Below are 15,039 nucleotides of genomic sequence, written 5' to 3'. Positions count from 1 at the left end.
CACGCGGTTTCCGGCGGCGCAAAATCGAATCGGTCGATTGTGACGCACTCCACTAATCGCGCCGAGCGCTCAGTTCTGAGACCTCCGAGAGCACGTGTGGCCTGCCCTTCTTCAGGTCGAAGACGGCGAACTTCGCCGCCTCGTGTCGCCGGCCCTCGGTGATCGCGAATCCGACCGTCGAGGGCAGGAGCACAGGTTTGGCGAAGGTGACGTCCCAGCGGTAGTCCGGCAGCCGGACGTCGACGGCGGCCAGGGACCGGGAGGCGCAGTACATCCCGTGGGCGATGACTCGGGGGAACCCGAATCCCCGGGCGGCGAGTCCGCTGAGGTGGATCGGGTTGTAGTCGCCCGAGGCGCGGGCGTAGCGGGTGCCGATGATCGGATCGAGCCGCCACAGTGCCGTGGGGTGGGGCGCGATGAACTCCTCGCGCTCGGCCTCGGACGCGGGCTTCGCCTGGGGCAGTGAGCGCCCCTTGGCCAGGTACGTCGTGGTCTCGACCATTGCCACGGCCCCGTCGACCTGTCCCTCGACCAGCACGTCGATCGTCGTCCCCGACTTGTGCTCGAAGGGGCCGTCGAGGCGCACATGCAGGTCGACGACGTCGCCGACTTTCACGGGCCGATGGACGTCGATCCGGTTGCGGATGTGGACCATGCCCATCATCGGCAGCGGGACGTCGGGATCGCTGAGCAGCTGCATGCTCAGCGGGAAGGCCAGCACATGGAGATAGCCCGGATGGACGACGTTGCCCAGGCCCGCCCCGACGACGGATGTGAACCCGGCATAGGCGGCGGCCTCGATCGGCACGCTGCGCATGATCGTGCGTCCGGGCAGCGGACCGGTCTTCGCGGCGCCCAGCGGCAGGGCCTTGAGCACCGCCTTCGCGTAGAGCGGCAGCATCTTCATCAGGCACCCACCATGTTCTGTCCGCAGACCCGCAGGGTCTGCCCGTTGATCCCCCGCGCCGAGGCGGAGGCGAGGAAGGCGATCGCCTCCGCGACGTCGACCGGCAGGCCACCCTGCTGGAGGCTGGAGAGCCGGCGTGCGACCTGACGGGTCAGCGCGGGCATCTTCGCCGTCATGTCGGTTTCGATGAATCCGGGGGCGACGGCGTTGATGCTGCCCGAACGCTGCCCGAACGCCTGCGCCGAGGCGGCCGTGAGTCCGATGACCCCGGCCTTCGAAGCCGCATAGTTCGTCTGCCCGCGATTGCCCGCGATCCCCGACGTCGAGGCCAGCGACACCACCTGGGAGCCGCTCGCGAACAGGTTCGCCTCTCCGAGGCGAGCGTTGATCCGGGCCTGGGACTGCAGGTTGACGGCGAGGACGGAGTCCCAGCGGGAGGCGTCCATGTTGGCCAGCAGCTTGTCCCTGGTGATTCCGGCGTTGTGGATGAGGATGTCGACCTGGTTGTCGACAGCTGCGGCGAGGCGCTCGGCCGCTGTGTCCGAGGTGATGTCGAGCTGCAGGGTGCGTCCACCCACCTCATTCATCACCGCGGCCAGGGCCTGACCGGCCTGGGGCATGTCGACTCCGACGATCTGGGCGCCGTCGCGGGCGAGGGTGCGGGCGATCGCCGCCCCGATCCCCCGGGCCGCCCCGGTGACGATCGCGGTGCGGCCCGCCAGCGGTCCGGCGTCGCCGGTGGCGACGAACTCGGCCGCCCGGATCTCCTCACCGGCGGTGCTCGAGACGGTGAGCAGCTGCCCGGAGACGTAGGCGGACTTGGCCGAGAGCAGGAACCACAGAGCGGCGGTCGCCGAGGCGGCGTCGACGTCGACTCCGTCGAGGAGGAGTCCGTTCGCCGTCGAACCGGCCCGCATCTCGTGGGCCAGGGAGCGGGTCAGCCCGGTCACGGCCTGGGCCGTCGCCGCCTCCTCGGGGTCCTGGCCCTCGGGTCGCAGCGCCTGACTGACACTGATGACCCGGGCGCAGGGCAGCAGGGACCGCAGTGAGGCTCCGAGCTCCAGCGCAGTCTGCGACAGGTCGTCGGGCTCCCGGGCATCGTCGAAGACGGCGATGACAGCGCGCAGGGATTCCCCTGAGCCGGGGTGGCGGCGGACCTCGAAGTCGTTCTCCAGCAGCCGGTCAGCGATCCGCTGCGCTCCGGGGCTGGTGCCGAGGACGAGGACGGGGGCGGACAGATACTGCGCCGGAGTCTGGCCGAATCGCTGCAGCTTCACCGGCTGCGGCAGCCCCAGCGTCTTGGCGATCTGCTTGAGGGGCCCGTTGACGAGGTCGAGATAGGTGTCTTTCATGCTGCCTCCACGATCGCGGTCAGTCCCTGGCCGCCGGCGGCGCAGATCGAGACGAGAGACCGCTTCTGTCCGGTGAGTCTGAGGTATTTGGCGGTGGTCGCGATGATCCGACCGCCGGTGGCCGCGAAGGGATGGCCGGCGGCGAGGCTCGAGCCCAGCGGGTTGAGCTTCGCCCGGTCGATGGAGCCCAGGGGTGCGTCGAGTCCGAGTTTCTCGCGGCAGAACTCCTCGGACTCCCATGCCGCGAGGTGGCACAGGACGGTCGAGGCGAAGGCCTCATGGATCTCGAACACATCGAAGTCGGCGAAGGTCAGCCCATTGCGGGCGAGCAGACGCGGCACCGCGTAGGCGGGTGCCATCAGGAGGCCCTCGGCGCCGTCGACGAAATCGACGGCGGCCGCCTCGGCGTCGATGATCCTCGCCAGTGGAGTGAAGCCGCGTTCGGCGGCCCATTCCTCACTGCCGAGCAGCACCGTCGAGGCGCCGTCGGTGAGTGGGGTCGAGTTCCCGGCGGTCATCGTCGCAGGTGTCTCCAGCTTCCGGCCGAAGACCGGGTCGAGCCTCGCCAGGGAGTCCAGGGTCGCATCCGCGCGCAGGTTCGTGTCCCGGGTGACTCCGAGGTACGGGGTGGACAGATCGTCGAAGAACCCCTCATCCCAGGCTCGGGCGAGGTTGCGGTGCGAGGCCAGGGCGAGTTCGTCCTGCGCCTCCCGCGTGATCTGCCAGGCCGCCGTCGTGATCGCCTGGTGCTCGCCCATGCTCAGACCGGTCCGCGGCTCCCCCGTCGAGGGTGCCTGCGGGGTCAGGTAGGAAGGACGGATCTGGGAGGCGATCTTCGCCCGCTGCGGCAGCGTCTTGGCGCGGCTGAGCTCGAGCAGGATCTCCCGCATCGAATCCCCGACGACGATCGGAGCGTCGGACGCCGAGTCCACGCCCGCAGCGATCCCCGATTCCATCTGCCCGGCGTTGATCTTCTGCGTCAGGGTGACGACCGACTCCAACCCCGTCGCACAGGCCTGACCGAGGTCGAAGGCCGGGGTGGTCGGCGACAGCGCCGAACCGAGGACCGCCTCACGGGTGAGGTTGAAGTCCTTCGAGTGTTTGAGCACGGCACCGCCGGCCACCTCGCCGAGGCGCTCGCCGGCCAAGCCGAATCGGGCGACGAGGCCGTCGAGGGCGCTGGTGAGCATATCGAGGTTGCTCGCCTTCGCGTACTGCTTGTTGGACCGGGCGAACGGAATGCGGTTGCCGCCGAGGATGACGGCGCGTGAGTGGGGAGTGGACATTGACACCTCCGAGAACGTGGATTTAACCGTTACCGACAGTACCTGATACCGTCTGTGACATGAAATCGATCACAGATGGCCGATCGACGAGGTGGCAGGAGCATCGCGATCTCCGCCGCCACGAACTCCTCCGCGCCGTCCGCCACGTCGTCGACGAGCACGGCGACGACCTCTCGATGGGGCAGATCTCCGAGTACTCGGGCACCACGAAGGCCGTTCTCTACCGGTACTTCACGGACCGGGCGGGACTGCAGGCAGCGATGGGCGAATGGGCGATGGGCGTGATCGCGAAGTCCCTCGACGACGCGGGTGCCGCCTCGACGAACGCGGCCTCGGACCCCAGCACCGCCTCGGCGCGCACCGCCTCGGCGCGCACCGCCTCGGCGCGCACCGCCTCGGCGCGCACCTCCCCGGCGAGCACCTCCCCGGCGACCACCGGCGGGAATCAGGGCACCGATTCGGGCACCCTCTCGCCGGAGGAGGCGCTGACGGCGATGATCCGGGCCTTCGTCACCCTGGCCGCCGGTTCCCCCAGCGTCTATCGATTCTGCGACACCGCGGTCAATCGCTTCGCCCCGGCCGAGACCGGTGGGTTCTTCAACTCCATCGCCGAGCTGCTGGCCGAGCGGCTGGGACTGCAGGGACCGGAGGGCACGCTGTGGGCGGCCGGGGCGATCGGCTTCGTCCGCGCCGCCACGGAGAACTGGCTCGCCGATCCCGGCCCGCCCGAGGACTTCGCCGCCACCATCAGCCACTGGCTGTGGGCATCCCTGCAGCTGAGCACCGACCCGAATACGAAAACAGGAGCATAAATGACGCTGTCCCTCGACCCCAACGCGATCGGAGCCGTCCTCGACGGCCGGTGGGCCCCCACCCGCCGCCTCGGCAGGTCGCTGGCCCTCAACGAGACCACGCACCTCGATCCGGCCGACGATCTCGAGACAACCCGAGCGAAGACGCTCGAAGCCGTCGGGCTGATGGCCGACACCGGTCTGCCGCTGCTGGCCCTGCCCGAATCGATGGGCGGGGAGAACGCCCATGCGGCCAACGTCGCCGGCTTCGAGGAGACCGTCACCGCCTCCCCCAGCCTGCAGATCAAGGCCGGCGTCCAGTTCGGGCTCTTCGGCGGCGCGATCCTCCACCTCGGCAACAGCCGCCAACACGAGTCGTGGCTGCGTCCGGCGATGACCGGAGAGCTCCTGGGATCGTTCGCGATGACAGAGATCGGACACGGATCGGACGTCTCGGCGATCGGCACCACCGCGACCTATCTGCCCGAGGACGAGGAGTTCGTCATCGACACTCCGTTCACCGCGGCGACGAAGGAATTCATCGGCAACGCCGCTCGCGACGCCCGCGCGGCAGTGGTCTTCGCGCAGCTCGTCACCGGCGGGGTCAACCACGGCGTGCACGCGTTCTTCGTGCCGCTGCGCACCTCGGACGGACAGCCGCTGCCGGGCATCACCTTCACCGATGACGGCTACAAGGGCGGTCTGCCCGGGGTCGACAACGGCCGCATCAGCTTCGACGGCGTCCGCATTCCGCGCACCCATCTGCTCGATCGCTACGGAGCCGTCGACGCCGCGGGCGCCTACTCGTCGCCGATCACCTCCCCCGGTCGCCGCTTCTTCACCATGCTCGGCACCCTGGTCCAGGGGCGCGTGTCTCTCGACGGGGCCGCGATCGTGGCGTCCAAGCTCGCCCTCGACATCGCGATCCGCTATGGGCTCGAGCGCAGGCAGTTCACGACCTCGGACGAGATCACCGAGACCACCCTGATGGACTACCAGCAGCACCAGCGCCGGCTGATGCCCAGGCTGGCCGCGGTCTACGCCTCGGCGCTCGCCCACGAGAAGCTGCTCACCTCCTTCGACGAGGTGTTCTCCGGAGCCGATGACAGCGAGGAGAACCGCGCTCTGCTCGAGACCCGGGCAGCGGCCTTCAAGGCGGACTCGACCTGGTTGGCCCTCGACGTCATCCAGGAGTGCCGTGAGGCCTGCGGGGGCGCTGGGTACATGGCGGAGAACCGACTCGTGGGGCTGCGTGCCGACCTCGACGTCTACGTCACCTTCGAAGGCGACAACACTGTGCTGCTCCAGCTCGCTGCGAAGCGGATCCTCGGTGACTACGCCAAGGAGTTCGCACACATCGACGTCGGCGGCGTGGCCCGGTTCATCGGCACCCAGGCCGCCGAGCACTCCCTCTACCGCACCGGTCTGGCCAATGCCGGGCTGGCGATCTCCGACGCCTTCACCCGCGGCCTCGGCGATCGTCGGATCCGCTCGGGCAAGCTGCAGCGCTCGCTGCTCGAGACCCGCCTCGAGGTCATGGTCTCCGAGCTCGCCGGCGATCTGCGTCCGGCCACGAAGATGTCCCCGGCGGCGGCGGCCGAACTGTTCAACTCGCAACAGCACGAGCTCATCGAGATGGCACGCGCCTACGTCGAGCTGGAGAAGTGGAAGGCTCTCGACGAGACGATGCGCGCCCAGGACGATCCGGATCAGGCGAAGGTCTTCCGGCGCCTGCGCGACGCCTACGGTCTGAGCCTGATCGAGAAGCACATGAGCTGGCATCTCATGTACGGGCGCCTGCCCATGTCGCGGGCCCGGCAGCTGCCCGACACGCTCAATCGGCTGTGCGCGAAGCTCGCCGCGAACTCGCTCGACCTCGTCGAGGCCTTCGGCTACACCGACAAGCACCGGCGGGCGACGATCGCGACCGGCATCGAGGCCCAGCGTCAGCGCGAGGCCGCCGAGCACTACCGCCGCGCCCGCTCCCGCCGTGACTTCCCTGTCCCCGAGAAGCACCTGATCCGGCAGACGACCTCGTCGGCGGTGTGATTCCCGCGGGTCGCAGGAGTCGAGGAACTCACGATTCGAGGAACTCACGGACGGCCGCGGACACGGCGGCCGCCTCGGTGAGGAAGCCGTCATGGCCGACCTCCGAGTCGATGACCCGGTAGTCGACCTTCCCGGGCAGGTTCCGGGCCAGGAGCTCGACCTGTCCGGGTGGGAACAGCCGGTCGGAGGAGATCGAGAGCACGAGGTTGTCCGTGCAGGCGTTCGCCAGCGCGGTCCGCAGGTCGTCCGACCGGCCCGTGCGCACATCGTGGTCGCGCAGAGCACGGGAGAGCACCACATAGCTCTGTGGATCGAACCGGGCGGTGAGCTTCTTCGCCTGGTGGTCGAGGTAGGAGGTCACCTCGTAGTAATCCGCGGAACGAAGCCTGCGGGAGAACCGCTGGTTGAGCTCGGCGTCGTTGCGGTAGGTCAGGTGGGCGATCTGACGGGCCAGACCCAGCCCGTGAGCGGGGAACCGGCCGACGGCGGAGTAGTCCCCGGCATAGTACTCGGGGTCGAGCTGGATCGCGCGCTCCTGCATCATCGCCCACGCGATCTGGTCGGCCTCGACGTAGGCGGGGGACGCCACCACCGCGCACTTGCGGACCTTGTGACTGGCCAGCAGGGCGAACTCGAGCGCCCGAGCGCCGCCCATCGAACCGCCGATGACCGCATGCCAGGTCTCGATCCCCAAGATCTGGGAGAGGTTGTGCTCGAGCCGCACCATGTCCCGGATCGTGACGTTGGGGAACCTGGACCCGTAGGGCAGCCCGTCGTCGCACAGTGACTGCGGCCCCGTGGTCCCGGAGCATCCGCCGAGGGCATTGGCGCACACCACGAAGTACTTGTCCGTGTCGATGGCCGCCCCCGGACCGACGACGCCGGGCCACCATTCGGGGGCGGCGGTGTCGCCGGTCAGGGCATGCTCGACGAGCACCGCATTGCTGCGGTCGGGATCGAGCGTGCCGAAGGTCTGGTAGGCGACCTCCACGGTTCCGAACGTGAATCCGGAATCGGTGACGAAGCCGAGAATGCTCTCGACGGATGTGCTCTGGGTGGTCATCTCAGCTGCTTCTGGGGCTCGTCTCAGGCAGCGGCGGCCGTGACGGCTGCGGCTGCGGCGAATCCCTTGTCGATGTCGGCGAGGATGTCGTCGATGCCTTCGAGTCCCACGGACAGGCGCACGAGCGCAGGGTTGACTCCCGCCGCGGCCTGCGCCTCCTCGTCGAGCTGGGAGTGGGTGGTCGAGGCCGGATGGATGACCAGGGACCGCACATCGCCGATGTTGGCCACGTGCGAGTGCAGCTCGAGCGCGTCGACGAAGGCCACGGCCGCATCGAAGCCGCCGGCGATGTCGAAGGCGAGGACGGAGCCGACGCCGTTCGGCAGGTACTTCTGCGCCCGTTCGTGCCAGGGACTGGATTCGAGGCCGGCGTACGCGACCCGCGTCACCTGGTCGTGGCTCTCGAGGTAATCGGCGACCTTCTTCGCGTTGGCGACGTGGCGCTCGACCCGCAGGCTCAGGGTCTCGATCCCCTGGGCGATGAGGAAGGCGTTGAAGGGGCTGGCGGCGGGACCGATATCGCGCAGCAGCTGGACGCGGATCTTCAGACCGTAGGAGACGTTGGCGCCGAACGGCGAGTCCGCGCCCAGGTCACGGGCGTAGACGAGGCCGTTGTACGACTCGTCGGGGGTGTTGAAGCCGGGGAACTTGTCCGGCTCGGCTCCGTAGTCGAAGGTGCCGCCGTCGACGACGACTCCGGCGATGGAGGTGCCGTGACCGCCGAGGTACTTCGTCGCCGAGTGGACGACGACGTCGGCGCCGTGCTCGATCGGACGCACCAGGTATGGGGTGGCCAGGGTGTTGTCGACGATGAGGGGGACCCCGGCGTCATGGGCGATGGTCGACACGGCCTCGATGTCGAGGACGTCGGAGCGGGGGTTGGACACGACCTCGGCGAAGAACAGCTTCGTGTTGTCCTGGACGGCGTTCTTCCAGGCGTCGAGGTCGTCGACGTCGACGAAGGTGGTCTCGATCCCGAGCTTGCGCAAGGTCACGTGAAGGAGGTTGTATGTGCCGCCGTAGAGGCTGGAGCTGGCCACGATGTGGTCACCGGCCCCGGCGATGTTGGCGATCGCGAGGAACTCCGCCGACTGTCCCGAGGCGGTGAGCACCGCGTGGACTCCGCCTTCGAGGTCCGCGATCCGATTCTCCACCACCTCGGTGGTCGGGTTGGTGATGCGGGTGTAGATGGGGCCGAGCTCGGCCAGGGCGAAGCGGTTCGCCGCGGTCTCGTTGCTGTCGAAGACGAACGAGGTCGTCTGGTGGATCGGCAGGGCGCGGGATCCCGTCGACGGATCGGGGGTTTGTCCCGCATGGATCTGCCGGGTTTCGAATGACTGGCTCATATCTGCTCCTGGAATGCTGATGGTGGCGGGTGCTGGTGGTTGTGGGTGCTGTTCCTACTGTCATCGACGCTCAGGCGGCGAGCGCGTGAACCTGTCATGTTCGCGTCACCGTCCGTCATGTTTCGTCACAGGACCTCGGTTCGTCACAGGACCTCGGTTCGTCACAGGACCTCGGTGTCGTGACGAGGAGGGCGGGCGTTCGTCAGCGGAAGTTGCGGGCGTGCGTGGGGAACTGGACGTCGAGCGGGAGGAGCTTGTGCGCATAGAGGCTCACGACCTCTCCCCCGCGTTGGATCAGCCCGGTCACGACGAGGACGTTCTTCGTCGTCGCGACCTTCCGGAACCGCTTCATCAGACCGGCCGTGGCGACGACGTTGAGCATCCCGAACTCGTCCTCGAGGTTGATGAAGGTGATCCCCGAGGCGGTGGCCGGACGCTGCCGGTGGGTGACGATGCCGACAACCGTCATCCGCTGCCCGTCCGCGGCGGCCGCGGCGTCGGCCGTGGAGGCATAACCCCGCTCGCGCAGCGTCTCCCGCAGCATCTCGGTCGGGTATCCGTCCACGGTGATCCCGGTGGAGCAGAGTTCGGCCAGTGTCGTGTCGAAGGAGTCCATCAGAGGCAGGGCCGGCGCCGAGGTGACCGTGGCGGTTCCCGGCAGCACGCCCGGGTGCGCTCCTGCGACTCCCCCGGCCACCCACAGCGCCTGCCTGCGGTCGAGGTCGAACCCGGCCAGCGCCCCGGCGGTGGCCAGCGACTCGAGCGCCTGTTTGCCGATCCCGGTGCGTTCGGCCAGGTCCGCGACCGAGGCGAAGGGTCCGTGCTCCCGTTCGGCCACGATCGCCGCGGCGCTCGTGCCGACGTGCGCGACCGTATCGAGACCGAGCCGGATCCCCAGCTGACCCGTCTCGACGCGTTCGAGATCGGTCTGCGCCTGCGAGGCCTGGATGTCGACCGGCAGCACCGGCACCCGGTGTCGGCGGGCGTCGGCGATGAGTGACTGCGGGGAGTAGAAGCCCATCGGCTGGCTGCGCAGCAGACCGGCGGTGAAAGCCGCATGGTGGTGGTGCTTGAACCAGGCCGACTGGTAAACGAGGTTCGCGAAGCTGATCGCGTGGGATTCGGGGAACCCGTAGTTCGCGAAGGCCGCGATGGTGGCGAAGATCGACTCCGCGGTCTCCTCGTCGACGCCCTTCGATCGGGCCCCGGCCCGGAACTTCTCGGCGAGTTCGGCCATCCGCTTCGAGGAGCGCCGGGCTCCCATCGCCTGCCGCAGCTGATCGGCGTCGGCACCGGTGAAGCCGCCCACGTCGATGGCCATCTGCATCAGTTGCTCCTGGAACAGCGGCACTCCGCAGGTTTTGGCCAGGGACTTCTCCAGCAGCGGGTGGAGGTACTCGACCTCGTCCAGGCCCTGCCGCCGGCGGATGTAGGGGTGGACGGACCCGCCCTGGATGGGACCGGGCCGGATCAGGGCGACCTGCACGGCCAGGTCGTAGAACGTCCTCGGCTTGAGCCGGGGCAGGGTCGCGAGCTGGGCACGGGATTCAACCTGGAACACGCCCACGGCGTCGGCCCGGCAGAGCATCTCGTACACCTCGGCGTCCTCATCGTCGATCGTCGCCCGGTCGATGCGCTCGCCCGTGTGCCGGTGGACGAGGTCGACCATCTCGTGCAGGGCCGTGAGCATGCCCAGGCCGAGCAGGTCGAACTTGACGAGGTCCATGGCCGCGCAGTCGTCCTTGTCCCATTGGACGACGGTGCGGCCGGGCATGGTGGCCTTCTCGATCGGCACCACCTCGCCGATGGGTCGGTCGGCGAGGATCATCCCGCCCGAGTGGATGCCGAGGTGCCGCGGTGAGCCGAGGAGGTCGGCGGCGACGTCGAGGACCGGGGCCGGAACCTCCGACTCGGCCGGATCCGGCAGGGTCGACCAGCGGTTGCTCGTCTTGGAGAACGCGTCCTGCTGGCCGGGTTCGTAGCCGAGGCTGTGCGCGGCGTCGCGGATCGCCGACTTCGCCCGGTAGGTGATGATGTTCGCGACCTGAGCGGCCCGCTCCCGGCCGAAGTGGTCGTAGACGTACTGGATGACCTCCTCGCGCCGGTTCGATTCGATGTCGATGTCGATGTCGGGGTACCCCTTGCGGTCCGGGGACAGGAACCGGTCGAAGAGGAGACCGTGCTTGACCGCGTCGACGGCGGTGATGTCGAGGACGTAGCAGACGGCGGAGTTCGCCGCCGATCCCCGCCCCTGGCAGAAGATGTTCTCCTGATGGCAGAAGTCGGCGATGTCGTGGACGATGAGGAAGTAGCCGCAGAAGCCGAGCTCCGCGATCATGTCCATCTCCCGGTCGAGCTGCGCCCATGCCCTGGGGTTCTCCGCCCGGGTGCCGTAGCGGCGGGTTCCGCATGCGGTGACGAGCGCGCGCAGGTATTCCTCGGCTCCCCGGTCATCGGGCCTGGGGGAACGCGGCAGCTCGGGTCGCGCCGATTGCAGCTCGAAGGCGCACTCGGCCCCGATCCGCACCGCGTTCTCCAGGGCCTGCCGGGGGAACCGCGCAGCCATCTCCTCGCCTGTGTGGATCCGTGCGGTCGCCGTCGCCGGCAGCCAGCCGGCCAGTTCGTCCAGGGGCAGACGGGACCGGATGGAGGCTCTCACCTGCGCCGACCTCCACTGGGCTCGGGTCGCGAAGTGGACGGAATTGCTCGCGACGACCGGCAGACCGGTGCGGTCTGCCAGCTCGCCGAGGTGACGCAGCCTCTCGTCGTCGTCCGGAGTTCCGTCCCGGCTGAGTTCGACCGCGACCCTCTCCTGCCCGAACAGGGCGATGAGCTTCCGCAGGGCGCCGAGCCCCCCGTCGGGTTCGTCCAGGGCCTGTCGCAGCGGACCCTTGCGACAGCCGGTGAGGATCATCCAGTCCCCGCTCATGGCGGCGAGCTCCTCGAGGTCGAAGACGGGACGGTTCTTCTCCCCGCGCAGGTTCGCCTTCGTGATGGCCGCCGAGAGACGGTGGTAGCCGGTCCGACCGTGGGCGAGGACGAGCAGGTGGGTCGCGTCGGGATCCGTCTGTCCGGGGATCTTCTCCTCAAGGCCCAGGGACAGCTCCGCGCCGTAGACGGTGGGCAGGCCCACCTCGGCGGCGGCATGGGCGAACCGGACCGCACCGTAGAGGCCGTTGTGGTCCGTCAGCGCCAGGGACGACAGCCCCGCGGCCACTCCCGCGGCGACGAGCTCCTCGGGGTCGGAGGCCCCGTCGAGGAAGCTGAACTGGGAGTGCACGTGCAGCTCCGCCCAGGGCTGGGTCGCGGTGCGCAGGAGCGGCCCGCGCTGCCCGGGTGGGGGCGCGGGTTGGGATTCGGGCTGAGGTTGAGGTTCGGGTTGTGGCTCGGGTGGGGATTGCGGGTGGAGCTCCGGTGCGGCCTGGGGTCCGGGCTCCGGCTGGGGTTGCGAATAGCGGTCGGAGCCGTCGGAGCCTCCGGGTCCGACGGAGACCCGGTAGCGGTCCGGACGGGAGAACGCGGGCGCATCGGAGCCCTCGGCGTGCTCGTCGACCGCCGCACGCTTGCCCTCCAACCGTTTGGCCAGCTGTGACCAGGGAGTGCGGGGATTCGAGAAGCCCATCAGCAGTACCGTCCCGTGACGTACCACTGACCGTTCTCCTTGCTCAGCAGCAGGGCCCGGCCGGATTCGGTGACGACCTGGAGCCGAGTCCGGTAGGTGGAGTGCGCAGGGTCCCACCAGCCCGATTCGATGGGCCAGGAGCCGGAGTAGTCGGCGATCGCCTCGGCGCCTCCGACCGGGAAGCGAATCGTGCGGGGTTCGGCTTCGAGACCTGCCGGGCGGGCTCCCACCGGATGGCCGTCCGCGGTGAGCACATCGACGGGCAGGTGCTCGACGGTGGTGGGCCGAGGTGCGCTCAGCGCCCCGGGCCAGGGCGCGCGAGGGTTGCGCGCGGGCGTCGCGGTCTGCTGCCATGGCGTCCACAGGTTCGTTTCGGCCGGATCCCACCCGCCCTGGAGTCCCGGGACCAGCACTGCGTCGGGGCCGAACAGGCCCTGCAGCCGTTCGAGAGTGTGGGTGACCTGGCCGGTGTTCTCATCGAAGAGGCTCTTGGTGGCGCCGATGGCGGTGGTCAACTCGGCGGCGACGAGACTCAGGGCGATGATGCCCTCCTCGGAGAAGTCCTCCGGATCGGGACCGGGGTCGGGCAGATCCCCCGCCTCGGCATTCCGACGCCCGGCCCCGCCCGACCTGGCTCCGCCCGACTTGGACCCGCCCGACTTGGACCCGCCCGCGCTGCCGGCCAGCCACCCCTCGGCCTGCCAGCGCAGACGGTCGGCGATGCTCGTCTCATTCATGTCATCGATCCGCCAGGTCCGCGTCGAGGACTGACCGCCGACGGCGCTGAGTTCGATCGTGATCTGCGTGCACACGAGGCTGTGCCGGCGCACCTTGGTCAGCAGCTCGGTGGCGAGCTGGCGGGTGAGGAAGCTCAAGGTGTCGCTGCGGGTGGTCGGAGTGTCCAGGCCGACCTCGACTCCGAACTGCTCGCTCCGGACATGGTCGTCCACAGCTGTCCGACCACGGCCGGTGGCCAGACCGTGGGCGCGCCTGCCCAGCTCGCCGAACCGCGAGTTGACGTCCTTGGCGTCGAGGGCCGCCAGGTCGCCCAGGGTCCGCAGACCCAGGTGGCCGAAGACGTCGATGAGCTCGGCATACTCGGCCCCGGCGTATTCGAGGGCATGGATCGGCTGAGCGGCCAGGAACTGCCGCGTCTCCCCCGGCTCGACTCGCCTGGCCTGCCTGGCGGCGAGCACCGCGGCGAAGACCGTGTCGGCGATGCCGGGGAAGAACTCCCACCCGGTCGCGGACACGAAAGAGGAGATCAGGGCCTCGACCGCGCTCGGCTCATCCGCGTAGCCGTGCCGGAGTGAGCCGAGGGGAATCGTGAGCGTGCCCGGGCTGAGCAGGGTGAAGCGGGCGACGAGCTCCTCCAGGGCGCTCACCCCGGCGGAGAAGTGCCGATTGTCCACCTCTTCGTCCCAGACCACCACCCGGGCCTCGGGGCAGCGCAGCTGGGCCGCCCGCTTGCTGATGCCCAGGATGACGCCGGCGGATCGGGCGAAGGCGTCGGCGGCGATCACTCTGCCTCCGTGGAGGACGACCACCGGGGTGCGGGGATCGAGATCGTGTTCGGCCGCGGCTGCCACCGCCGACCAGTCGGGAACCGTGAGGACCAGGGACCGTTCAGTTTCGACCCGGCCGGTTTCGACCCGGCCGGGCAGGGGCAGTTCGAGTGCGGGGTCAGCTGACACTGCGGATCACCGGTTTCATCCGCTCGGGCACGGAAGCGGGCACCTCGGTGGGAGTGCCGTCGGGACCGGGCAGCAGGAAGCGATGGACCCCGGTCTGAGAACGGGCGACGACCTGGCAGGAACGCAGTCGACCCTGGCCGTGCTCGGTGCCCGACCACTGGGTGTCCGTGATCTCGATCTGCTCCGTGCTCCCTTTGGCCGGTGCCAGGCTGATGAAGCTGACCCTGCGTTCGCGCACCTTCGCCAGCAGACGTGCCTGCTCCCCCGCGCTGGGCAGATACCCGGGGTCGACGACGAGGATGTCGAAGGATTCGATGAGGATGGAGGCGACCCGCAGCCAATCCTGGGCGGGTGTGACGACATTGACGAAGTGGTCGAGGTCGACCCCGAGATCCGCGATGGAGGACACAGCCGGCTCACCGAGTCCGATCCCGGCACACCACTTCTGCTCCTTGGTCGCCTCGGCGATGGTGGCGAGCGCGCAGCTCAGCGATTGGGAACCCGTCATGGTCACGATCTCACCTCGGGGCAGACCACCGCGGCGGAACAGCGGCGCCAGCACCGGGTGCACTGGTCTGGGTGCGTGTCCATGGAACAGAGCCGTGGCCGTGGAGATCCCCATCTCCCGGCTGAGCTGTTCGACGAGTGGCACTGCAGACATGTCTCCATTATCGAACTAGTGTTCGAAATTGGCAAGATTCAAGAGGTGATTGCGGATTCTCGGGCGTGTCGCGGCTCCGATCCGCACCTCGATGCAGGATAATCCCGCAGGTCAGATCCGCGACCCGCGCACACGCGCTCGGACCCGCTTCGTTCGTCGCCCCTCGACCGATCCTCACCCTAGGGATCGGCACCGACACGACGCTCTCCCGCCTCGCCGAAATCCCTCGCCCTGGTTCTTCGGTCGGGTTCCTCAGCTGCGTTCCTCA

General features: G+C 68.9%; 10 protein-coding genes. 2 read left to right on the top strand and 8 right to left on the bottom strand.

What is annotated here, in order from left to right; genetic code table 11:
- Window positions 1–52: 52 nt before the first annotated feature.
- The 3 genes from RIT73_RS01265 to RIT73_RS01255 are packed head-to-tail and all read right to left on the bottom strand — an operon-like array spanning window position 53 to window position 3,545.
- The gene (locus RIT73_RS01265) at window positions 53–907 is read right to left on the bottom strand and encodes a MaoC/PaaZ C-terminal domain-containing protein (protein ID WP_309130234.1); all 855 of its coding nucleotides are present in this window, start codon (window positions 905–907) and stop codon (window positions 53–55) included.
- Window positions 907–2,259, bottom strand: coding sequence for a 3-oxoacyl-ACP reductase (locus RIT73_RS01260; protein WP_309130233.1), 1,353 nt, complete (start codon window positions 2,257–2,259; stop codon window positions 907–909). Before RIT73_RS01260 ends, RIT73_RS01265 begins: the two co-directional genes overlap by 1 nt.
- Complete coding sequence (locus RIT73_RS01255) at window positions 2,256–3,545, bottom strand: acetyl-CoA C-acetyltransferase (protein WP_309130232.1); 1,290 nt, start codon at window positions 3,543–3,545, stop codon at window positions 2,256–2,258. Before RIT73_RS01255 ends, RIT73_RS01260 begins: the two co-directional genes overlap by 4 nt.
- A 59-nt stretch (window positions 3,546–3,604) precedes the next feature.
- Between RIT73_RS01255 and RIT73_RS01250 the strand changes: the two genes are divergently transcribed.
- Complete coding sequence (locus RIT73_RS01250; RefSeq protein WP_309130231.1) at window positions 3,605–4,357, top strand: TetR/AcrR family transcriptional regulator; 753 nt, start codon at window positions 3,605–3,607, stop codon at window positions 4,355–4,357.
- Complete coding sequence (locus RIT73_RS01245; protein WP_309130230.1) at window positions 4,358–6,385, top strand: acyl-CoA dehydrogenase family protein; 2,028 nt, start codon at window positions 4,358–4,360, stop codon at window positions 6,383–6,385.
- A gap of 28 nt (window positions 6,386–6,413) precedes the next feature.
- Here RIT73_RS01245 and RIT73_RS01240 read toward each other — a convergent pair whose 3' ends face one another.
- The 5 genes from RIT73_RS01240 to RIT73_RS01220 form a co-directional block, all read right to left on the bottom strand.
- Complete coding sequence (locus RIT73_RS01240; protein WP_309130229.1) at window positions 6,414–7,448, bottom strand: homoserine O-acetyltransferase; 1,035 nt, start codon at window positions 7,446–7,448, stop codon at window positions 6,414–6,416.
- 23 nt (window positions 7,449–7,471) lie between these two features.
- The gene (locus tag RIT73_RS01235) at window positions 7,472–8,794 is read right to left on the bottom strand and encodes a bifunctional o-acetylhomoserine/o-acetylserine sulfhydrylase (RefSeq protein WP_309130228.1); all 1,323 of its coding nucleotides are present in this window, start codon (window positions 8,792–8,794) and stop codon (window positions 7,472–7,474) included.
- A 202-nt stretch (window positions 8,795–8,996) separates the two neighbouring features.
- Entirely contained in the window at window positions 8,997–12,416 is a 3,420-nt protein-coding gene (locus tag RIT73_RS01230; RefSeq protein ID WP_309130227.1) for an error-prone DNA polymerase, read from the bottom strand.
- Window positions 12,416–14,110: a DNA polymerase Y family protein gene (locus RIT73_RS01225; protein ID WP_309130226.1), complete on the bottom strand. Its 1,695-nt coding sequence runs from the start codon at window positions 14,108–14,110 to the stop codon at window positions 12,416–12,418. Before RIT73_RS01225 ends, RIT73_RS01230 begins: the two co-directional genes overlap by 1 nt.
- Window positions 14,100–14,771 (bottom strand): porin, encoded by a 672-nt coding sequence (locus RIT73_RS01220; protein WP_309130225.1) that lies wholly within the window; start codon window positions 14,769–14,771, stop codon window positions 14,100–14,102. The genes RIT73_RS01225 and RIT73_RS01220 overlap by 11 nt, the downstream gene beginning before the upstream one ends.
- Window positions 14,772–15,039: the final 268 nt, after the last annotated feature.

It is taken from the genome of Brevibacterium sp., from assembly GCF_031179145.1.
Taxonomy (GTDB): domain Bacteria; phylum Actinomycetota; class Actinomycetes; order Actinomycetales; family Brevibacteriaceae; genus Brevibacterium.
This window is presented reverse-complemented; position numbering and strand designations above follow the sequence as displayed.